Below are 21,877 nucleotides of genomic sequence, written 5' to 3' on the forward strand. Positions count from 1 at the left end.
GATTACAAATCCTTAGCTCATCAGACGGGATTACAAATCCCGACTAGCAAGGTTTAAGTAAATAGTGTTGGTCTGGATTTATAATCCGGGCCTGAATAGTTTATAAGGATTACAAATCCTTAGCTCGGCAGACGGGATTACAAATCCCGACTAGCAAGGTATAGTGTTGGTCCGGATTTATAATCCGGGCCTGAATAGTTTATAAGGATTATAAATCCTTAGCTCGGCAGACGGGATTACAAATCCCGACCAGCAAGGTATAATGTTGGTCCGGATTTGTAATCCGGGCCTGAATAGTTTATAAGGATTATAAATCCTTAGCTCAGCAGACGGGATTACAAATCCCGACTAGCAAGGTATAGTGTTGGTCCGGATTTATAATCCGGGCCTGAATAATTTATAAGGATTATAAATCCTTAGCTCAGCAGACGGGATTACAAATCCCGACTAGCAAGGTATAGTGTTGGTCCGGATTTATAATCCGGGCCTGAATAGTTTATAAGGATTATAAATCCTTAGCTCGGCAGACGGGATTACAAATCCCGACTAGCAAGGTGTGTTGGTCCGGATTTATAATCCGGGCCTGGATAGTTAATAAGGATTACAAATCCTTAGCTCGGCAGACGGGATTACAAATCCCGACCAGCAGGTATCGTTTGTCTGGATTTGCAATCCGGACCTAAATAAATTAAAGCCTTTTCAATTCCTTTAAAAAATAAATTCATTTTATTTATCTGTTAATCAGTTGTTTATTTGTTTGAACTGATTTTTCAGTAATATAACTTGTTTTGTAGTTGTAAAACTGAAAAGTAAGTTATAGATTTGGGTATGGAAGAATTAACCAAAGCAGAAGAGCGCATTATGCAGGTATTATGGAAACTGCAAAAGGCATTTGTGAAAGATATTATCGACGAGCTGGAAGAAGAACCTAAACCGCCTTACAATACCATCTCCTCAATTGTGAGGCTTTTAGAAAAGAAAGGTTATGTGAACTATAAAGCTTACGGAAAAACATACGAGTATTTTCCGGCCATCACGAAAGATGAATATGCCAAAACCACTTTCTCCAAACTGTTTTCAGGCTATTTTGATAATTCTCCAACCAGTCTTTTATCGTTCATGGTAAAAGAAGAAAAACTAAGTGAAAAGGATATAGAAGAAATTAAAAAGATCATTAACCAGGATACAAAGCCATGATTTTAATCTATTTGTTAAAGGTTTCGGCCTGCACACTGATTTTCTTTGCGGTTTATCAGTTTTTACTGGCTAAGCTCACGTTTTTCAACCTGAACCGTGCTTATTTATTGATGACCTTAGTGCTGAGTTTCAGTATTCCGGCCATTACTATCGAAAACAGGCATGAAGTGGTTGTAGCTACCCAAGAAATTCCATCAAATATAGCTTATAATAATGATGGCTTTATAGAGCAGGATGGTTTTGATGGAGGAAGTTCGGTGTACACTGCAACTAATTGGAACCAGGTACTGATGTATGGCTATTGCCTGATTTTAGCCACCCTTGTTTTCAGGATGCTCTTGATGATGGCACATATCCGGATGCAGTTGCGTAAACATGTTGTAGATCGGGATGGTGCTGTGATTCTGGTAGACGGAAAATCGGATATAAAAAACTGTTCTTTTTTTAACCAGATTATTGTTGATTCATCCCTGGAGCGGGCAGAAAGGCAGCTGGTGATCAAACACGAATCGGTACACGTAAGGCAGCTGCACGCCTTCGACAAACTTTTGGTAAACCTCATCACCGCAATTCTTTGGTTTAACCCGGTTATTTATTTCTGGCGGAACGCCATCGATCATAACCACGAATTTCTGGCCGACCGGGAAACTTCTAAAGTTGCCGATAAAAAGGAATACGCTTCTTTGCTTTTAAACCTGGCCATGCCTGCTCAAAATTTAGTCATTAACAGTTTTAGTAAACTTCCACTAAAAAATAGAATCATGATGTTGTACAAAGAACCCAATGTAAAGTTGCAAAAGCTTGCCTATGTAGCTGTAATTCCTGTTTTGTTGATCTGCTGTATGGCTTTTGTAAACCGTGAAGAAATTATGGTGGCGAATAAAGCCAATGTAAATCAAGCCTCTGCCGATGCTCCTAAAACCCCCAATGTTTATGCCCTAAATTATTTAAAGGGCAATATAAAGGTTAATCCAAATGCGAGGCCAGCTTTTAATGAAATAGAACCTACATTGATTATTGATGCCGGACATGGAGGAAAAGACGGGGCCATAAGTGCTTTGGATGGGCAAAAAGAAAAAGACCTGAACTTAAGGGCCGTAAATATTTTGAAAATAGAGGCAGCGAAAAGAGGGATTAAAGTAATATTAACGCGAAATACAGATGAGTATATCTCCCTCAGAGACCGTTTACCAAAACAAGAAGCTACCGCGTTTATATCCATCCACCATAACGCAACGCTTGCCAATGCAGTTGTACCTTTTGGCGGAATTGAAGTATATGTGTCAAAACTGAATGGCAATATTAAAAGTGCCGAAGACCTGGGCGCGGGTATTTTAGGCCACCTGAAACAGTTGAAGGGGCTTGAAGTAAAGGATTCGCTGAAGGACGCCAACCTGTTGTTGCTTCGTGAATCTAAAATACCTGCTGTTTTAATTGAGCTTGGCAATATTTCAGACCGTAAAACACTGGATTATATCAATCAGGAAAAGAATATCCGTAGGATCAGCAACCTGATTTTAGATGGATTTGTCGCTTTTTCTAAGCGTGGTTGCTAAATATTACAATTATGGAATGGTTAACCTATTTGCTCAAAGTTACTGCCTGTACAGTACTGTTCTTCGGATTTTATCTGCTGGTTTTAAGAAAACTGACCTTCTTTAAAATCAACCGTTTTTATCTGCTGGTTACACTGTTGCTGAGTTTCGTTATCCCCGCTTTACAGATTTCGATAACACAGGAAACAATTTCCATTCCGTCGTTACAGGCAAAAGAAACAGGTAATCCTATGCCACAGGTTTTAAACCTACAGCAACACCCTGCTTTGACAGAGGTGAGTGCAACAGTTATTCAATGGCAGGATGTTTTATGGTATGGTTACCTATTTATTGTTGTTGTTTTGACCAGCTTTGCGCTGTCTAAACTATACCACATCGTAAAATATTTAGATAGGGCTGATAAAAGCTGGAATGGATTGAAAATCATTTATAAAACAGATGGTTTTACCAACTGCTCATTTTTCAATTATATTTTTATTAACCGGAGCGACTTTTCTGATGAAGAGGAGCAGATCATCGTCGCGCATGAGGCTGGGCATGCCTCACAATACCATTCGTTTGATAAAATCCTTTTGCTTTTTCTTAAAGCAATATTGTGGTTCAATCCGGTCATGTATCTTTTGGAGAAAGCATTAGAAGAGCAGCATGAGTATGAGGTTGATGAATATGTTGCGAATCAACTGCCTGTTCAGGCTTATGCAAATATGCTATTGAATATGGCGGTTAAGACGGGTGAACAGCAAAAACTTTTGGTAAACAGTTTCGCTAAAAACCCTATAAAAGCAAGAATTAAAATGTTGTTCAATCATAAATCCAACAAAATGAAAAAGATTATTTATTTAACTATTATTCCTGTATTAGCAGTGTTGCTGTGGAGTTTCTCTTTTAAATATGTAATACCTGTAAAGGTTACAGCGAAAGCAGATAAGTTGCTTTTGGTAGAAGATGCGAATATTGGTAAAAACCCAATAGAAGTTATTAATGGGAAGGAATATGCTTCAAGTATAAGTCCCAAAAGTGTAAAATCATCAGGCCTTTCTAAGGGTAAGGTAATTCTAAGCACAGTGTCGAATAAAATAATATATGCTTCAAAGCAAGAGATTGATAACGTAAAAATACAAAGGGGATTGTCAGATGATGATCTTTTTATCAGGTATACCCAGAAACATGATGATGGAGAGCCTTATGAGGTGATTAAAATAACACTCGCTAATGGCAGCTATGGTAGTACTGATATACCCGTTGGTGGAAAAGTTTTGTTCATTGTGGATGGTAATGAATACAATGAGGATGAATTTAAAAAGCTCGATGTGGAAAAAATAAGCAATTATAGAAATTACTCCATAGGTAGCGGTTTAGAACTAATGAAAAAGCTATATCCTAAATATTCAGCAAAATATGATGCATTTATTAAGCTAAATAATTAATCATTATAGCCTTCACATGGAACTATTAAGCTACTTATTAAAAGTTACCGCCTGTACGGTATTGTTCTTCGGATTTTATCTGCTGGTTTTAAGAAAACTGACCTTCTTTAAGATAAACCGCTTTTATCTGCTGGTTACGCTGTTATTAAGTTTTGTTATTCCGGCTTTACAGTTTAACGTGGAACGCGAAATGCCCCCGTTGAAAACTGAGCTTGCAGATATGCCTGAATTAAAACCGGTTCATCCTGCACCTATGCAATTTATTCAGCCTATTGTGGTCGAATACCAGCCAGAAGTTGCACCTAAAATAGATTGGGTAGGGTTAATTCCATACGCCTATGGCGGCATCGCTTTGCTTTTACTGCTCAGCTGTTTATGGCGCTTGTTCGTTTTGCTTAAACATACCGGGAGTTACACCAAAAATGGTAACGGTTTGAAGCTGATCGATAAAGCAAAAGGTTTTACCAACTGTTCCTTTTTTAACTATGTTTTTATCAATGGAAGTACTTTAAGTGATCAGGATCTGGCCGTTTTGCTTAAACATGAAGAAGTGCATGCAAAGCAATTCCATTCTATCGATAAAATATTGCTCATGATAGGTAAAGCTGTTTTATGGTTTAACCCCATCGTTTACCTGTACGACAAAGCTTTAGAACAGGTACATGAGTACGAAGCCGATGAAATTACTTCGGCCAGCTTTGGTCATCAGGCTTATGCCAACCTCTTATTAAAACTGGCGATCAGCAAAAGTGATATGCCGCTGATCCACAATTTTGTGAAGAGCCCGATTAAAGAGCGTATTAAAATGTTGTTCCACGCTAAATCTGCAAACATGAAAAAATTAACGTACTTATTGGCCATCCCTGTAGTGCTGGGACTGCTTTGGCTATTTGCTGTTCAGGTGGTGTATGCGCAAAATATAAAAGAGGAAAGCAAACCCCCGAAAGATTTTTATCAAGGGACTTTAAAGGGGAAAGTGCTTAACATTAAAAAAGAAGCAATCGGTTTTTATACATTCGACTTATTATCAGATGGAAAGATTTACCCGATTGAGGCCGCCAATTTTAAAGAAAAAATCAAGGTTGGTGATGAACTCATCGCTTACATCATGGGTAAAGGCTCTAATATGAGGAAAATGGATGGAAAAGGTAAGGTTATCGCAGAAACAAAGGGGCCAATTTATAGTGCAACAAAGATCACCACTTTAACCGGAAGCTTAATTTACGAGCGGAAAATAGAAAATCATGCCTTTTTGTATGAAGCCAATAAAGCGCGTTCTGCTTCCTCTAAAATTAAAGCTATACAAAAAGATGTGAATGGTAAGATTGAAAAGATCGTTCTCAATGATGGCCACTTTACCATTAACTTAAACCTCGCTGCTCAAAATATAAAGAATAACGACTTTAAAGTTGGCGATCGGGTACTGGTGAAGTTTATTGGCGAAAAACTGGTATCGAAGAATACTTATACTACCGATAAATTGATTGTGTTGTATTCTGAACCTAAAAAATACCTGATCAAAAATGAAGCGTTGTACAACCGGTTTTATTTTAACGATGGGAAGCAGAAAGTAGCTGCGGTAAAAAGTGAACCGGTCAAAGTTTTCGTACCGGTAGCGCCTAAAATTATCTCCTTTTCTAAATTAACCGGAGATGTAAAGCTTAAGGTTTCGTACATGGAAAATGCGGTTATCGATATTAACAATTGCAGATTGGAAGCCAAATACGTTGAATTGGATAAAGCCAACAATAAAATGATTGCGAAAAAAGCGGTTTTGAAGTCCAGCGAAGGTGGATCTGCAACTGCTGAAATAATTGTATTTGATCTTGCAACTGGAAATTATATTGCCGACAATCCGGGCAGTAGCATTAATCGGTCTAATAAATATGATGCTGAACTTCAGAAAATAAGAGATTCTTTAACAAAGCTAGATCATAAGGTAAAAACAGATGTGGTATACAGTGCCCGAGATTCTGTAAAGATGAGCAGTGACAAATCAATTGTTACGCTTTATGGGAAAGCAAAACTGGATTATAAGAATTTTAGCATATCAGCTGATGAAGCCACCTATAACAAAAATACGGAAAGAATAACGGCTAAAAATCTCACCCTCCGCAATAAAGTTACCGGGATAACCATGGTTGGTTCTTATGGAGAGTTTGATATCAATGGTAAAGCTGAAGTTTGGCAGGACAACAAATAGTTTGGATGAGAAAAGCATGGGTGTTTCTTGTTTTGTTTTTTATTATCATCAATTGCAAGGCTCAACTTAATCTTTCAGGAAAGGTAACTGACCAGGAGAATAAAACTTTACCATTTGTTAGCCTCAAAATTTCTGGTCCTCAAAACCGGATAAACTACATCCAAACCGATAGTCTCGGGTTTTACCACTTCAATAATTTACAGGCTGGAAAGTATGCGGTCACTTATTCCATGCTCAATTATAAAGCAGAGAACAGGCTGTTAAGCTTAACCACGGATACCATCATTAATATTCAGCTGCGGGGGAGTCTAAATCGCCTCGCTGATGTGCAGATCAACGCTCGGAAAGCTTTAATCGGGAAAAAGATCGACCGGACGGTTTTTAATGTGGGGAACAGCATTGCCGCCATCGGAACAGATGCATTGGAGCTGCTGTCGAAGGTACCTGGAGTGCGGGTGTTAAACGATAAGGTATCATTGGTGGGTAAAGGTGGGCTTAATGTGCTGATCAATGATAAGCTTGTGCCTTTAACAGCAGATGAGCTGTCGAATTATTTGAAATCGATCCCGTCAGATAATATTGCCAAAATTGAAGTGATTACCAATCCACCGGCAAAATACGATGCACAGGGAAATAACGGCCTGATCAATATTGTACTCAAAAAGGTGACTGCCGAAGGCTTTAAAGGCTCGATAAATACTGCTTTTACACAGGCTACTCATTCTACAGCAGCTGCGGGCGGCAATTTAAGTTACCGGAAAAATAAACTGACGCTTTCCTCAAACTTTAACATCCGCAAAGGATCGCTCGTGCCCTTTGAGCAGAGTGATGTTTTTTATCCCGCACAGACCTGGAATATTGTAAATAAAGACCGGAATTTTAGAACGGTTCCCAGCGGACAGATCTCCATGGATTACCAGGCCGCGCCAAAAACGGTATTGGGTTTATCGTACAACGGGGGGCTGAACAATTTTCATTCGGAAGAAAACATTAAAACCTCTGTTTACAACAAAACGGGGAATTTGGATTCGGTACTGAACTCGGATGCCAATGCCAGAATCAGATCCCATTACCATTCGGCCAATGTGTATTTAAAACAAACTTTAGATACCAGCGGAAAACAGTTGACCATTAACGGCGATTGGTTTAGCTATGGCGATGATAAAGAGCGTTTTTTTAACAATACCAGTTATTTTCAAAGTGGAACCACTATTCCAGGTTCCTTTGCCGAATACCGCTCCACCAGCAAACAAAATATAGATGTATATACCTTAAAGGCTGATGTAGATCTGCCCTATAAAACCTTTAAGTTATCTTTTGGCGCAAAGCTGAGTTTTATTCATAACGAGAGTGATCTTGCTTTTTACAAAGTCCGCAATAAGGTTTACGAGTTGGATCCTGGCCAAACCAACCTTTTCAATTACCAGGAAAATACACAGGCGCTTTATGTTAACTATAATAAAAGCTTAAAACGCTGGAATTTTCAGGCAGGCCTGCGGGCAGAGTATACACAGATTAATGGTTTGTCGGTTAATGAACAAAATCGGAGCGAATATCTCAGGCTTTTTCCTACATTTTATGTCACTTACCGTGCAAACGATAAAAGTACTTTTGCCCTTAACTACGGCCGCCGGATCAACCGGCCCGCTTACCGCAAATTAAATCCTTTTCGCTGGTACAGCAACCAGTATGCTTATGCCGAAGGAAACCCCTTTTTACAGCCATCGTATAACGATAACATCGAAATCTCGCATACCTTAAATAATCTCTTCACCACTACACTATCTTTTAGCCATACCGCAAACGGCTTTAATGATGTTAATTTTATTGATGCCAATACCAATATTCAGGCGGCTAAGCCGGTTAATTTTATTACAGGATATCATTATCAGTTGAGCAATGCCGTTACGCTTAATGTTTTGAAATGGTGGGAGAGTATCAATCAGGCTGATGTTTATTATACCGTATCCCATTCGGGCATCGCACAGACCCAAAGTAATCTGAACGGATTTGGGGCTTATTTTTCGACCTTAAATCAGTTCGTTTTTAACCCTTCTAAAACCATTTTGGGCGAAGCCAGTTTCTGGTATCAATTCCCTACAGTTGATGGCTTGAACCGGAATAAAAGCCAGTATAACTTTGACCTTGGCATCAAAACAATATTACTCAATAAAAAGATGCAGATTGCGCTTACCGCTACTGATATTTTAAAAACAAACCACTACCGGTTTAACAGCCTGATCAATAACATCAGGCAGGAATACAACAACTATTATGATAGCCGTCAGCTGCGGATTAGCTTCCGCTATACTTTCGGAAATGAAAAAATTAAACAACAGGACAGGAAGCCCGGGAATGAAGAGGAGCGGAGGAGAAGCAATTAGATGATGGAAGATGGGATATGGAATAGGGGCAACCGGTTAAGACATCAGATGATTTTTAAATTTAGCGAAAACGGCATTGGATTAAGGATTAAAAATCCTTAGTTCAGAAGACGGGATTACAAATCCCGACTAGCGGATTATGATGGAAGATGTGATATGGATGATGGAATAGGGGAAAGACCGGTAAATGTATCAGAGATTTTAGGATAAAGGTTGTAATAATTTCTAAATTTAGCGGAAATAGCATTTGATAAAGGATTAAAAATCCTTAGTTCAGAAGACGGGATTGCAAATCCCGACTAGCGGATTATGATGGAAGATGTGATATGGATGATGGAATAGGGGAAAGACCGGTTAATGTATCAGAGATTTTAGGATAAAGGTTGTAATAATTTCTAAATTTAGCGGAAATAGCATTAGATTATGGATTATAAATCCTTAGTTCTGAAGACGGGATTGCAAATCCCGACTAGCGGATCTTTGTTGCAGATTTCTCCACTGCGGTCGAAATGACGAACCCCGCGTTGGATCCTTTTTCAAATCCATTATCCCTTTCCCATCTTACATCATTCAATTTACCTCATCCATCTTTTAAAATGCTTCCGCCAAACCAATGTAAAACCCTGCCTGGCGTTTTTCGTTTGGTAGTTTTTCGCCTATTCCGTAATCTAAGCGTACACTTAAACCTTTGGCAGGATCAAAAAAGTAACGTCCGCCCACACCAAAATTCGGTTTTAGTCCATCGCCGTTAAACTGGCCGTTGGCGAATACCTTGCCCGTACCTGCAAAAGCCACAATACCGAAACGGTTCATAAAACGGTAGCGGAGTTCGGCCTGAGCAGCCATCAGATTTTCGTCGCGGTAGCGGCCACTATAATAGCCGCGCATCATCTGGTCGTTACCCAATTGCTGTAGGAGGTAAAATGGGGTGCTTTTGCTTTGGATGGTATAATAAATGCCCTGAACCCCTAAAACTACTTTTGGTGCCAGACTAAAGAAACCACGCAGATCTACCTTAATCTGCGAGCCGTTAAAACTGTCGCCACCAAAAAAGTCGGGTGCGTATTGATAGGTTGCCCTGCCAAAAAAGCCTTTTGTTGGGTAATTGTTGCTGTTCCGGGTATCGTAACTTTGTGATGCGCCAATCCATGCTACCGATCCGCCGTCTTTATCTAAGATGCCTGGGTTGGTGCTAAAAATGCCTCCGGCCTCCTTGTCGATAAAACTATAATTCTCAAAACCTAGTGACACACCAGTATACGCTTTTGGTAAGGTATTCATTTCGGCATCGAAAAGAGTTTTAAATACTTTTTGGTCTAATTTATCTTCATCTGTTTTTTTTGCGTTGTTGCCGATGCCGTAAAAATTAAAGGGCTGGTTTTTAAAACGGATATCGCCAATAAAATGATATTTGTTCCCTTTGGTCCAGGCATCACCTTTGAGCATAAAATTTGCGGTCTTTTTGGTAGAGTAGGTGGTATTCAAAGCGAAATTGGAACTGCGGTTTAGCGTATCCTTACGGTCGATATAAAATGAATAAATGGCACCAACCCCAAATTCGAACCCTGTTTCCTGACTATAGCCAAATGCAGGCAAGGGTAAAAAACTGGCTTTACGGGTAGTATCCTTTTCATTTGAGAGCATTTTTTTGATCAGTTTCATCTGTGCAAACGAACTTCCTGAAATGAGCGCGAGTAAAATAATCAGATAATATTTTTTCATCAGGGCAAAGAAAAGGAAATTTAGTTATAGTTCATTGGTTCAATAGTCATTCATTTATTGGTGCCTGCCAACTGCATAAGTTTTTGGAAAGCAGGTACAGCAGCACTTGGGGATGGTATAGTCCCGCCCCCGCTTCTGCTCCAATGAAGAATTGGGAGCATCCCGCTAAGGTTGGGTTTAGGTGGCCGGATCTGCCGTGCTATTTGGGGTTGAGGGAGGACCGTGTTGATTTTTTATGGCTACGGGTTGGGACAAACTTTAATTATTGTAAAATACAAGCCACCTAAACCGGATCCGATAGCTATCGGATGAAGGGAAAAGCCCACAGGTGAAGTATGAGCCGGGGACTTATACCGGAAAGCGGGACTGACATTAAAAGTAGCGCAGCAATTGCCTTTTAAAATAAGATAAATGGGTAGAATTTTTTAGTCGCATCTCCATGCAAGATCCTGAAACAAGTTCAGGAGGACGACTACTGAACAAGATTTACGTAGTTTAATTTGACTATGGACTGTAGACTCAGGACTGTGGACTGACACAAACGCTTTTACGCTTTCACCTTTCGGCCTAAATACCTATTTTTGCGGCAAACAATACAAAACGAAATGAGCAATACTAGAGGACCAATATCTCAGTTTATGGAGCGTAATTATCTCCATTTTAATGCTGCGGCAATGATGGATGCGGCTAAAGGATACGAAACGCATTTAGATGAGGGTGGTAAAATGATGATCACACTTGCTGGCGCAATGAGTACTGCAGAATTGGGAATTTCACTTGCAGAGATGATCCGCCAGGATAAAGTGGCTATTATTTCTTGTACCGGTGCCAACCTGGAAGAAGATATTATGAACCTGGTTGCACACTCACACTATAAACGTGTTCCAAATTACCGCGATTTAAGTCCGCAGGATGAGTGGGATCTTTTAGAGAACCATTACAACCGCGTTACCGATACCTGTATACCGGAAGAAGAGGCTTTCCGCCGTTTGCAAAAACACATTCAAAAAATCTGGATGGATGCTGAAGCCGCTGGCGAACGTTACTTCCCCCACGAATTTATGTACAAAATGCTTTTGAGCGGCGATTTAGAGCAGTATTATGAAATTGATCCTAAAAATTCATGGATGCTTGCCGCTGCCGAAAAGAATTTGCCAATTGTAGTTCCGGGATGGGAAGATTCTACCATGGGCAACATCTTCGCATCTTATGTAATGAAAAAAGAACTTACTGCCACTACTGTAAAAGGTGGAATTGAATATATGGGCTGGCTAGCCGATTGGTACATTGCGAACAGTGGTGGTAAGGGAATCGGTTTCTTCCAGATCGGTGGCGGTATTGCCGGTGATTTCCCGATCTGTGTGGTGCCAATGTTATATCAGGATATGGAAATGGAAAATATTCCTTTCTGGAGTTATTTCTGTCAGATTTCAGATTCGACCACTTCTTATGGCTCGTATTCTGGTGCGGTACCGAACGAAAAGATTACCTGGGGTAAATTGGATATCAATACACCAAAATTTATCGTAGAAAGTGACGCAACAATTGTAGCGCCGCTAATGTTTGCCTGGATATTAAAACAATAATCATAACATTTTAATAAACCAAATTGGTTTTTGGTATGCCCATTTGAGATTTCGTATCAAAAATGGGCATTTTTATGGCCTGAATGGCTTGAAACGACATTTGTTTAGAATGATTATAAATTGTATTTCCAGTCACTATTATGTCATGGGATTTATTAATAAGTTATACTTTTGTTCAAGTTTTGATGGGGCTACCTGGGCTCAAGCATCAATTTCACAACAAAAAGTAAATTAAATAAGTATAAAGTGTTCATTATGAGAGATATCTCGATGATTTTAAAAAGCGTTTGGAAGTCGTTATTCGTATTTTCAGCAATTTCCGTAATAGCGGTTTCTACCGTAAATGCGCAGGATGCTAAAGAGGGAAGAACGCTTTTCAAAGCAAAATGTGCTTCTTGCCATGCATTAGATCAAAAAATGGTAGGCCCTGCCCTAACCGGGGTTAGCGATCGTCACCCAGAATCGTTCCTGTTAAAATGGATTCCGAACAATGCGGCATTAATTGCATCAGGTGATCCTGCTGCTGTTAAATTGTTTAACGATAACGGTAAAGTAGCAATGACTACCTTCCCGGAGTTAGATGAGACGAAAGTAAAAGATATCTTAGCTTACATTAAAGAAGGTGAGCCAAAAGCTGCTGTTGATCCAAATGCACCAAAAGCAGGTGCTGAAGATGGCAATACTTCAGGTTTATCAATCGCAGGTATCGTAGCTATTGTGGTATTGGCAATCGTGATCCTGGTGATCTTAGGTCGCGCTTCTAAGTTGTTAGAACGTTTGATCCTACAGAAACAAGGTATCGAGATTGAAGAAGATGTGCCATTAAAGGTTGGTGTGCGCAAGATGTTCAAAAACAAGAAATTTGTGATGTTCTTTATCTTGTGTCTAATCATCTGTTTAGGTTCATTTGGTTGGATGGGCATGTGGAATACTGGTGTTCATACCGGTTACCAACCTGTACAGCCAATTAAATTCTCGCACGAATTGCACGCTGGTATCAATCAGATCGATTGTCAGTATTGCCATAACGGAGCATTTAAATCTAAAAACGCTACTATTCCATCATTAAATGTTTGTATGAACTGTCACAAAGCTGTTCAGGCAAGGGATAAATATGATGGTGAGATTTCTCCGGAGATCAAAAAAATCTATAGTGCTTTAGGCTATGATCCTGAAACGCAGAAATACGACGAGAGTAAATCGAAACCAATGGAGTGGGTACGTGTACACAATCTACCTGATTTTGCTTACTTCAACCACTCTCAACACGTAGTTGTTGCAGAAGATGCAATCCGTAAAGCAAAAGGATTACAACCAACAGAGCCTGTGTGTTTCGCTTGTCACGGTCCAGTTAATACCATGGAAGAAATTTATCAATATTCTCCGTTAACCATGAAATGGTGTATTAACTGCCATAAAGAAACAGATATTTCTGGTCAGAAAAACAATGCTTTCTACGCTAAGGTTATCGAAGCGCACGAGAAAATTAAAAAAGGCGAGAAAATCACACCAGCGTTATTGGGTGGTTTAGAGTGTGGTAAATGCCACTATTAATAGATTAGAGTTTAGTAAGAACGTTCGATAAACAGTAATATAGCTTAAATGGAAAGCAATAAAAAATACTGGAAAGGCTTAGAGGAGTATAACAATACACCCGATTTTGTTAAGAATAACAAAAACGAATTCGCCGAGCCACTTCCAATAGAAGATGTTTTAAATGAAGCAGGGTTAAGTACCGTTACCCCACGCCGCGACTTTTTAAAGGCGTTAGGTTTTGGTTTAGGTGCCGTTACATTAGCTGCCTGCCAAAGTACACCGTTAAAAAAATCTATCCCTTATTTGGTAAAACCTGAAGAAGTTACTCCAGGTATTCCTAACTATTATACGTCTAGCTTTAACGGCCAGAGTATTTTGGTTAAAACAAGGGAAGGTCGCCCAATTAAAATTGAACCAAATCCAAATGCGGGTCAGTTTAACTGTGGTACCGATGCCAGAGCGCAAGCTTCGGTTTTAGATTTATATGATGTATCTAAACTAAAAGCTCCGGCCTTGGTAAAAGGCGGACAAGCGGAAGAAACCACCTGGGCAAAAATCGACAGCTTTGTAAAAGGCGAGTTGGCAAAAGCACAGGCAGGTGGAAAGAAAATCCGTATTGTTGCATCAACAGTAAACAGCCCATCAACCAACGCCGTTATTGCACAGTTTATTACCAAATATCCTGCTGCTAAATTGGTTCAGTATGATGCGGTTTCTTATACTGGTATTATCCAGGCCAATCAGAACAGTTTTGGTAAAGCCGTTTTACCAAAATACAACTTTGATAAGGCTGATTTAATTGTAAGTTTCAGTGCCGATTTCTTAGGTACCTGGATTAGCGGTGAGGAGTTTACTGCTCAATACACAGCTAACCGTAACTATAAATCGTTAGAAAATAAAAAAATGAGCCGCCACATTCAGTTCGAAAGTGGAATGAGCTTAACAGGTACCAATGCAGATACCCGTGTTCCGGTTAAATTATCGGAAGAAGGACCTGCATTAATTGCTTTATACAATGCAATTACCGGTGGTGCTTTACCTGGTGGAACATTGGGTAACAACACTACTGCCGATAAAGTAATTAAACTGGTAGCTAAAGAATTATTGCAAGCTAAAGGTAAAGGCCTTGTAGTTTGTGGTTCGAACGATGTTTCTACCCAGATTTTGGTAAATGCCATTAACGCCGCTATCGGAAGTTATGGTACGACTATCGATTTAGATAACCCTTGCTATTTATATGCTGGTAACGATGCCGAATTTAACGGTTTAGTTGCTGAAATGAGCCGTGGCGAAGTTGGAGCTGTTTTATTCTTAAACAGTAACCCGGTTTACGATGCTGCAAATGCGAAAGCATTTACAGATGCATTGGCTAAGGTTCCTGCAAAAATTTCATTCTCCGACCGTGCTGATGAAACGGCTTCACTTTGTGACGCCATTGCCATTAACCACAACTATTTAGAATCATGGGGTGATGCAAATGCTTACGAAGGCTATTATTCGATCGTTCAGCCAACCATCAACCCTGTTTTCAATAGCCGTCAGGCTGAAGAGAGTTTATTAACATGGGCTGATGCTCCGGTTAAAGACTACTATCAGTTTGTACGCAGCAACTGGGAAGCTAAAATGTTACCAGCTGTAGGTTTGAAATGGGATGAGGTATTGGAAAAAGGTGTGGTTACTGCAACAGCAAAAACTGCAGGCGCGTATAGCTTTACCTTATCTTTAGGTGCTGTGGCTACTTCAATTGCAAACAGCAGCAAAGCTTTAACCAAGGATGTAGAATTGCAGGTTTACGAAAACATCCCGATGCGTGATGGTAAAAATGCCAACAATGCCTTCTTACAGGAGTTACCTGATCCGGTTTCGAAAGTAACCTGGGATAACTTTGTTGCCCTTGCACCAAAATATGCTGAGAAATTAAAAGTTAAAGAATTTGATGTTGTAACCGTTAAAGGTAGCAACGGATATTCAGTAGATCTTCCGGTATTGATCCAGCCAGGACAAGCACAAGGAACTGCATCTATCGCATTGGGTTATGGCCGTACCAAAGTTGGTAAAGCTGGAGACAATGTGGGTAAAAATGCATTCCCTTTTGTTTCTTTTGTAAACGGAACTTTCCAATATGCTACTTCGGTAACGATTACCCCAACAGGTGGTACTTACGAATTGGCACAAACTCAAACTCACCATTCTTTCGAAGGCCGTAACGTAATCCGTGAAGCTACTTTTAAAGAATACCTTAAAGATCCAGCTGCTGGAACCGGTAAAGGTGAAGGACATAAAGATTACGATCTTTGGGATCAATATGAAAAACCAGGTAACAACTGGGTAATGGCAATCGATTTGAATGCTTGTACAGGTTGTGGTTCTTGTATTGTTGCCTGTAACGTAGAAAATAACATTCCAGTTGTAGGTCGTGATGAGGTTCGCCGTCGTCGTGAGATGCACTGGATCCGTATCGATCGTTACTATAGCTACGAAACATCAACAGGTGATGTAACCAGAGAAAAAGAAATTGCTAAGCTAGAAGACTTAGATCACGTTTCTGTGGTTCACCAGCCAATGTTGTGCCAACACTGTGATCACGCACCTTGTGAAACCGTTTGTCCGGTATTGGCAACTGTTCACTCAAGTGATGGTTTAAACCATATGGCTTATAACCGTTGTGTAGGTACACGTTACTGCGCAAATAACTGTCCGTACAAAGTACGTCGTTTCAACTGGTTCAACTACTGGAACGATTCACGTTTCGATAACTATTTAAATAACGAGTTTACCCAATTGGTTTTAAACCCTGATGTAACTACACGTTCGAGAGGGGTAATGGAAAAATGCTCTATGTGTATCCAGCGTATACAAGGTGGCAAATTACAGGCTAAAATGGAGAAACGCCCATTGAAAGATGGCGATATTAAAATGGCTTGTCAGGAAGCTTGTTCAGCAAATGCGATTGTATTTGGTGATGCAAACGATCCAAATTCAGAGGTTTCAAAAGCATTACGTTCTGAGCGTATCTACTACGTATTAGAAGAGATCAATGTGAAACCGGGTATCGGATACATGACAAAAATTAGAAATACAGATACAACAGTACAAGCGTAAGCTTTAGTATAAAGAAAATACAAATTATGTCAGGACATAACGAATCAATACTTAGAGAACCATTAATTACCGGAGATAACATCACGTATGCAAAAATTACGGATGATATTTTAGGCCCGGTAGAGAACAAGCCGAACAAGGCTTGGTGGATTGGTTTCACCTTTGCTTCATTAGGTGCTTTACTTTGGGTGGTAGCGGTAAGCTACACCTTCTGGAACGGTATCGGATCATGGGGATTAAATAAAACAGTAGGTTGGGCATGGGATATCACCGGTTTCGTATGGTGGGTAGGTATCGGTCACGCCGGAACACTTATTTCGGCAGTACTATTACTTTTCCGTCAGAACTGGCGTAACTCGATCAACCGTTCTGCAGAGGCAATGACCATCTTCGCGGTAATCTGTGCGGCAACTTATGTTGTATCGCACATGGGCCGCCCTTGGTTAGCATATTGGGTTTTACCTTTACCGAATCAGTTCGGATCAATCTGGGTAAACTTTAACTCACCACTGGTATGGGATATGTTTGCGATCTCGACTTATTTCTCTGTATCATTATTATTCTGGTACACAGGTTTATTACCGGATATCGCTACCATCCGCGACCGTGCAGTAGGTACACGCAGAAAAATCTATTCTATCTTCTCTTTCGGGTGGAGTGGAAGTGTTAAAACATGGCAACGTTTCGAAGCGGTGTCGTTAATCTTAGCAGGTATCTCTACACCACTGGTACTTTCGGTACACACGATTGTATCCATGGACTTTGCAACATCGGTAATCCCGGGATGGCACACCACGATCTTCCCTCCATACTTCGTAGCAGGGGCGATCTTCTCAGGGTTTGCGATGGTGTTAACCTTATTATTGGTTGCACGTAAAGTATTGGGTTTAGAAAACTACATCACGATGTTCCACATCGAGTCGATGAATAAAATCATCATCTTAACCGGATCAATCGTAGGTGTGGCTTACTTAACTGAGTTCTTCATCGCCTGGTATTCGGGTTCAGAATATGAGCAGTACGCCTTTATCAACAGATCAACCGGTCCTTACTGGTGGGCATATTGGATGATGATGACCTGTAACGTAATTTCACCACAGCTATTATGGTTCAAAAAAATCCGTTTGAGCATCCGTGCTACCTGGATCTTGTCAATCGTAGTAAACGTGGGTATGTGGTTCGAACGTTTCGTAATTATCGTTACTTCATTACACCGTGATTATATTCCATCAAGTTGGGCAATGTTTTATCCAACATGGGTTGATGTGAGTGTATTCGTAGGTTCAATCGGTCTGTTCTTTACTTTATTCTTATTGTTCTTAAGGGTATTGCCATCAATCGCCATCGCAGAGGTTAAATTATTATTAAAAACTGCGAGTGAGCAAGCGAAATTGAAACAGATTAAAGAAGGACACGAGAACAAAGAATATGTAGCTGAGTACATAGAGTCTTTAGAGAAATTTGATAGTGTTAAACAAGAAGATTACGCAAAAATATAACAATGAGTGATATCAAATATATTTTAGGCAGTTTCGGTGATCCTGACGAAATGATGCACGGCATCGAAAAACTTCAGGAGAATAACATCAGTATCCATGATGTATATACCCCAATGCCTATACACGGAATAGAAGCCAAATTAGGAATTAAAAGATCTAGAATCGATATCGCAGCATTTTGCTTTGGTATTACCGGTACTTGCTGTGCATTCGCTTTGATTTATTTCTGCGCAGTAATCGATTGGAGAGTAAACATCGGTGGTAAACCATCATTTGCATTGCCGGATTTTATTCCGATAATGTTCGAGCTTACAGTATTATTCTGTGCTTTTGGTATGGTGTTAACATATTATGCATCTACACACTTATTTCCGGGAAGAGCACCACGCGTGATGGATTTAAGAGCTACAGATGACCGCTTTGTGATTGCAGTTGATGCAAAAGACAATTTGGAACATACTGTAATTGATGGATTATTAAAAGATGCAGGTGCTTTAGAGATAAAGTATAATGAAAGGAAGTACATTAGCTATGAATAAGAATAAATTTGTTTACACGGCGTTTTTAGCTATCGCTTTTGCAGCTACCTTTTCAGCTTGTAAAGATAAACGCAGTACTGGCTTAGAATATGCCAGAAACATGTATGATCCGATTGCTTACAATCCGGATCAGCCAAACAAGAATTTTAAAGATGGTAAAACTGCACAGTTGCCACCTGCACATACTAAACCAGTAGGTTTTAAAGAGTATGATGAGTTTCCTAATACAAAAGAAGGTTACGAAGCAGCAGGTGTGAGCATGGTGAACCCTTTACCGGTTGATACTGTTAATTTGGCCCAGGGACAACATTTGTTCAAAGTTTTCTGTAGCCCTTGCCACGGAGAAAAAGGCGATGGACAAGGACACCTGGTTAAAATTGAGAAATTTAATGGTGTACCTTCTTACTTCTCAGGAAGTTCGTCGAGAGGTGGAGATATGAAAGCACTTACCGCTGGTAAAATCTACCACACCATTACATACGGTGTAAATAATATGGGCTCGCATGCTTCGCAAATCACACCAACAGATCGTTGGAAAGTGGTGATGTATGTTCAGGAATTACAAAAACAACAATAAGTAAAGCAGAATATAAATGGGAACTCACAATATTAATTTTAGTGAACAGTTTGAGTTTACAGGAAGAGTAAAAACATTAAGCATAGTTGGTATCGCTTTAGGTGCCGCAGCTATTCTTTATGGTTTCTTAGCTGGTGATAAAGTGATGCACGAGCGTACTTTTGCCAACCTGTTGCTTATGGCATATTACTTTGCATGCGTTTGTATGTCGGGTACATTTTTCCTGGCTGTTCAATATGTAGCTCAAGCAGGTTGGTCTGCATCAATTTTACGTGTACCACAAGCTATGGCAAAAACATTGCCTATCGCAGCTGTAATACTTGTTGTTGTAATTTCAGCAGGTTTGTACACACACAATTTATATCACCACTGGCATTCGGAAGGATTAACAGATCCAAACAGTGCGAACTATGATTCGATCATTGCTGGTAAATCAGTTTTCTTGAATGTACCTTTCTTTTTGGGTCGTCAGGTCGTGTTTTTAGGTGTTTATAGTATCTTTTCGATCATGTTTGTTAAATTTTCTTATAACGAAGATTTAGCTGGTGGTTTAAATTCTTACAGAAAGAGCTTTAAAAATGCATGTATCTTCCTTGTTATTTACGGATTTACTACACCGATTTTTGCTTTCGATACGATCATGTCGTTAGAAGCACACTGGTTCTCCACCATGTTCGGTTGGTACAACTTCGCAGCAATGTGGGTAAGCAGTTTGGCTACTATCGCGATTATCATTATCTTATTAAGAAGAGCGGGTTATATGCAGTGGGTTAACAATAGCCACTTGCACAACTTAGGTCAGTTTATCTTTGGTTTCTCTATCTTCTGGACTTACGTATGGTTTGCTCAATTCTTATTGATCTACTATGCAAACATGCCGGAAGAGACCGTATATTTCTACAAACGTTTCGAATATTACAAGTTCTGGTTTTTCTTAAACCTTGCGATGAACTTCTTAGCGCCAGTATTATTGTTAATGGATAGAGATAACAAAAGAACAGACGCGAAATTATTATTCGTTGCGATCGTGGTATTGCTTGGTCACTGGGTAGATTACTACCAAATGATTATGCCAGGAGCAGTAGAAGACGGTCATAATGGTTTCGGTATTGTTGAAATTGGTACTGCAATAGGTTTCGTAGGATTGTTTACCTTTACGGTGTTAACATCGTTGAGCAAAAAACCTTTAATTGCAAAGAATCACCCATTATTACAAGAAAGTTTGCATCATCAACTATAGTGGTGATAAGATAGAGCAAATATTTAATTATTATTATAATTAGCAGTACAGCGTACTACTTTTAAGAAAATGAGTTTAAGAAAGTTTATAACGAATAAAACGACCGCAGCTTTAGCAGTATTGATTACTGTTTTTGCAAACACTAGCGTATTTGCGCAAGATGCAGCAGCAGGTGCTGCCGCGGCACCGAAAGTTGATATGGGCGAGGTTTATAAATCGGTAATATTTTATATTCTGGTTTTCCTTGCCGTATGCTTATTCATTGCGATTATTGGTAAAGCAATAAGAGTGTATGAATTAAGCCGCGAAGCACAAGGTAAACCTGCAGGCATTAACTGGAACAGAATACACGCCAGTTTATTTGCCCTGTTTTTAGTGTTGGGTTTATATGGTGTATATTGGGAATACACGGTGCATGGCGCCATGTTACTTCCGGCTGCAGCATCAGAACACGGAAAGAAAATTGATGAGATGTTTAACTTAACATTAATCATCACTACAATCGTATTTGTGGCAACACACATCTTGTTATTCGGATTTTCTTATATCTACAAATACTCTGCTAAAAGAAAAGCTTACTACTACCCACACAACAATACTATCGAGAAAATCTGGACAATCGTTCCGGCTTTGGTATTAACCGTTTTGGTATTGATGGGTTTCTTAACCTGGAGATCAATTTTCTTCAAAGTTGAAGATCCAAACCACAAACCATTGCAGATTGAAGTAACTTCAGAGCAGTTTAAATGGTCTATCCGTTATCCCGGAGCTGATGGTGTAGTGGGTAACAAAAACTATAAATTAACTACTGCTACCAATCCATTGGGTATCGATTTTAAAGATCTGAATTCACGTGATGATGAAATGGCTGATGAAATGGTTCTTCCTGTAGGAAAACCAGTAAAGCTGATCTTAACCAGTAAAGATGTAATTCACAGTTTTTATATGCCCCACTTTAGGGTGCAACTAAATACTGTACCAGGTATGAGGACTATTTTTGAGTTTACGCCTACTAAAACTACTGCTGAAATGCAGCAAGAAACGAACGATCCTAACTTTAAGTACCTTTTCTTATGTGCTAAAATCTGTGGATCTGGTCACTACAATATGCAAAAAGTGGTACGTGTAGTTTCTGAAGCCGAGTACAAAACTTGGATTGCTGAGCAGAAAACATACTTAAATGATGATTTAAGAAAACAATTTAATTTGCCAGTGGCACCTGCACCTGTAAAATCAGTAGCAGATTCAGCAGCAACGGATTCTACTGCTGCGAAAACTAACCAAATGGCTTTAAATAAATAATATTAAG

At 39.6% G+C, this 21,877-nt stretch carries 14 protein-coding genes; 13 read left to right on the forward strand and 1 reads right to left on the reverse strand.

The window, feature by feature from the left end; translation table 11 throughout:
• The first annotated feature begins 828 nt into the window (after positions 1-828).
• From AC04Q1_RS10930 to AC04Q1_RS10950, 5 genes are read left to right on the forward strand one after another with little or no spacing between them, the layout of a single operon-like run.
• Positions 829-1,197: a BlaI/MecI/CopY family transcriptional regulator gene (locus AC04Q1_RS10930; protein ID WP_478364511.1), complete on the forward strand. Its 369-nt coding sequence runs from the start codon at positions 829-831 to the stop codon at positions 1,195-1,197.
• Positions 1,194-2,753 carry an N-acetylmuramoyl-L-alanine amidase gene (locus AC04Q1_RS10935; protein ID WP_478364513.1) on the forward strand — a complete coding sequence of 520 codons (1,560 nt, stop codon included), beginning with the start codon at positions 1,194-1,196 and terminating at the stop codon, positions 2,751-2,753. The genes AC04Q1_RS10930 and AC04Q1_RS10935 overlap by 4 nt, the downstream gene beginning before the upstream one ends.
• Positions 2,754-2,764: 11 nt before the next feature.
• The gene (locus AC04Q1_RS10940) at positions 2,765-4,180 is read left to right on the forward strand and encodes a M56 family metallopeptidase (RefSeq protein WP_478364514.1); all 1,416 of its coding nucleotides are present in this window, start codon (positions 2,765-2,767) and stop codon (positions 4,178-4,180) included.
• A gap of 16 nt (positions 4,181-4,196) precedes the next feature.
• Positions 4,197-6,383 (forward strand): M56 family metallopeptidase, encoded by a 2,187-nt coding sequence (locus tag AC04Q1_RS10945; protein WP_478364515.1) that lies wholly within the window; start codon positions 4,197-4,199, stop codon positions 6,381-6,383.
• A 5-nt stretch (positions 6,384-6,388) separates the two neighbouring features.
• A complete protein-coding gene (locus AC04Q1_RS10950; protein WP_478364517.1) occupies positions 6,389-8,767 on the forward strand; it encodes an outer membrane beta-barrel protein in 2,379 nt (792 codons plus the stop codon).
• 591 nt (positions 8,768-9,358) lie between these two features.
• Here AC04Q1_RS10950 and AC04Q1_RS10955 read toward each other — a convergent pair.
• Positions 9,359-10,489, reverse strand: a complete 1,131-nt coding sequence (locus AC04Q1_RS10955) for a BamA/TamA family outer membrane protein (protein ID WP_478364519.1) — start codon at positions 10,487-10,489, stop codon at positions 9,359-9,361.
• A gap of 605 nt (positions 10,490-11,094) precedes the next feature.
• Here AC04Q1_RS10955 and AC04Q1_RS10960 point away from each other — a divergent pair.
• The 8 genes from AC04Q1_RS10960 to AC04Q1_RS10995 all read left to right on the forward strand — a co-directional run bounded on the left by AC04Q1_RS10960 (position 11,095) and on the right by AC04Q1_RS10995 (position 21,870).
• Positions 11,095-12,075, forward strand: a complete 981-nt coding sequence (locus AC04Q1_RS10960; protein ID WP_055903284.1) for a deoxyhypusine synthase family protein — start codon at positions 11,095-11,097, stop codon at positions 12,073-12,075.
• A gap of 255 nt (positions 12,076-12,330) precedes the next feature.
• Entirely contained in the window at positions 12,331-13,629 is a 1,299-nt protein-coding gene (locus AC04Q1_RS10965) for a c-type cytochrome (RefSeq protein WP_478364521.1), read from the forward strand.
• Positions 13,630-13,677: 48 nt separating this feature from the next.
• Positions 13,678-16,713 (forward strand): TAT-variant-translocated molybdopterin oxidoreductase, encoded by a 3,036-nt coding sequence (locus AC04Q1_RS10970; protein WP_478364522.1) that lies wholly within the window; start codon positions 13,678-13,680, stop codon positions 16,711-16,713.
• A 26-nt stretch (positions 16,714-16,739) separates the two neighbouring features.
• Positions 16,740-18,212 (forward strand): NrfD/PsrC family molybdoenzyme membrane anchor subunit, encoded by a 1,473-nt coding sequence (gene nrfD, locus AC04Q1_RS10975; protein ID WP_478364524.1) that lies wholly within the window; start codon positions 16,740-16,742, stop codon positions 18,210-18,212.
• Positions 18,213-18,214: 2 nt separating this feature from the next.
• Positions 18,215-18,751: a DUF3341 domain-containing protein gene (locus AC04Q1_RS10980; RefSeq protein WP_055903280.1), complete on the forward strand. Its 537-nt coding sequence runs from the start codon at positions 18,215-18,217 to the stop codon at positions 18,749-18,751.
• Positions 18,723-19,328 (forward strand): c-type cytochrome, encoded by a 606-nt coding sequence (locus AC04Q1_RS10985; protein WP_478364526.1) that lies wholly within the window; start codon positions 18,723-18,725, stop codon positions 19,326-19,328. Before AC04Q1_RS10980 ends, AC04Q1_RS10985 begins: the two co-directional genes overlap by 29 nt.
• 16 nt (positions 19,329-19,344) lie before the next feature.
• The gene (locus AC04Q1_RS10990) at positions 19,345-20,568 is read left to right on the forward strand and encodes a quinol:cytochrome C oxidoreductase (protein ID WP_478364528.1); all 1,224 of its coding nucleotides are present in this window, start codon (positions 19,345-19,347) and stop codon (positions 20,566-20,568) included.
• A gap of 69 nt (positions 20,569-20,637) precedes the next feature.
• Positions 20,638-21,870, forward strand: coding sequence for a cytochrome c oxidase subunit II (locus tag AC04Q1_RS10995; protein WP_478364530.1), 1,233 nt, complete (start codon positions 20,638-20,640; stop codon positions 21,868-21,870).
• The last annotated feature ends 7 nt before the right edge of the window (positions 21,871-21,877 follow it).

Source organism: Pedobacter humicola (genome assembly GCF_056490705.1).

What these genes read in the sequence shown, in the direction of transcription:
- AC04Q1_RS10930 (WP_478364511.1), top strand. Translation starts at nt 829, where the DNA reads ATGGAAGAATTAACCAAAGCAGAAGAGCGCATTATGCAGGTATTATGG.
- AC04Q1_RS10935 (WP_478364513.1), top strand. Translation starts at nt 1,194, where the DNA reads ATGATTTTAATCTATTTGTTAAAGGTTTCGGCCTGCACACTGATTTTC.
- AC04Q1_RS10940 (WP_478364514.1), top strand. Translation starts at nt 2,765, where the DNA reads ATGGAATGGTTAACCTATTTGCTCAAAGTTACTGCCTGTACAGTACTG.
- AC04Q1_RS10945 (WP_478364515.1), top strand. Translation starts at nt 4,197, where the DNA reads ATGGAACTATTAAGCTACTTATTAAAAGTTACCGCCTGTACGGTATTG.
- AC04Q1_RS10950 (WP_478364517.1), top strand. Translation starts at nt 6,389, where the DNA reads ATGAGAAAAGCATGGGTGTTTCTTGTTTTGTTTTTTATTATCATCAAT.
- AC04Q1_RS10955 (WP_478364519.1), bottom strand. Translation starts at nt 10,489, where the DNA reads ATGAAAAAATATTATCTGATTATTTTACTCGCGCTCATTTCAGGAAGT.
- AC04Q1_RS10960 (WP_055903284.1), top strand. Translation starts at nt 11,095, where the DNA reads ATGAGCAATACTAGAGGACCAATATCTCAGTTTATGGAGCGTAATTAT.
- AC04Q1_RS10965 (WP_478364521.1), top strand. Translation starts at nt 12,331, where the DNA reads ATGAGAGATATCTCGATGATTTTAAAAAGCGTTTGGAAGTCGTTATTC.
- AC04Q1_RS10970 (WP_478364522.1), top strand. Translation starts at nt 13,678, where the DNA reads ATGGAAAGCAATAAAAAATACTGGAAAGGCTTAGAGGAGTATAACAAT.
- nrfD (WP_478364524.1), top strand. Translation starts at nt 16,740, where the DNA reads ATGTCAGGACATAACGAATCAATACTTAGAGAACCATTAATTACCGGA.
- AC04Q1_RS10980 (WP_055903280.1), top strand. Translation starts at nt 18,215, where the DNA reads ATGAGTGATATCAAATATATTTTAGGCAGTTTCGGTGATCCTGACGAA.
- AC04Q1_RS10985 (WP_478364526.1), top strand. Translation starts at nt 18,723, where the DNA reads ATGAAAGGAAGTACATTAGCTATGAATAAGAATAAATTTGTTTACACG.
- AC04Q1_RS10990 (WP_478364528.1), top strand. Translation starts at nt 19,345, where the DNA reads ATGGGAACTCACAATATTAATTTTAGTGAACAGTTTGAGTTTACAGGA.
- AC04Q1_RS10995 (WP_478364530.1), top strand. Translation starts at nt 20,638, where the DNA reads ATGAGTTTAAGAAAGTTTATAACGAATAAAACGACCGCAGCTTTAGCA.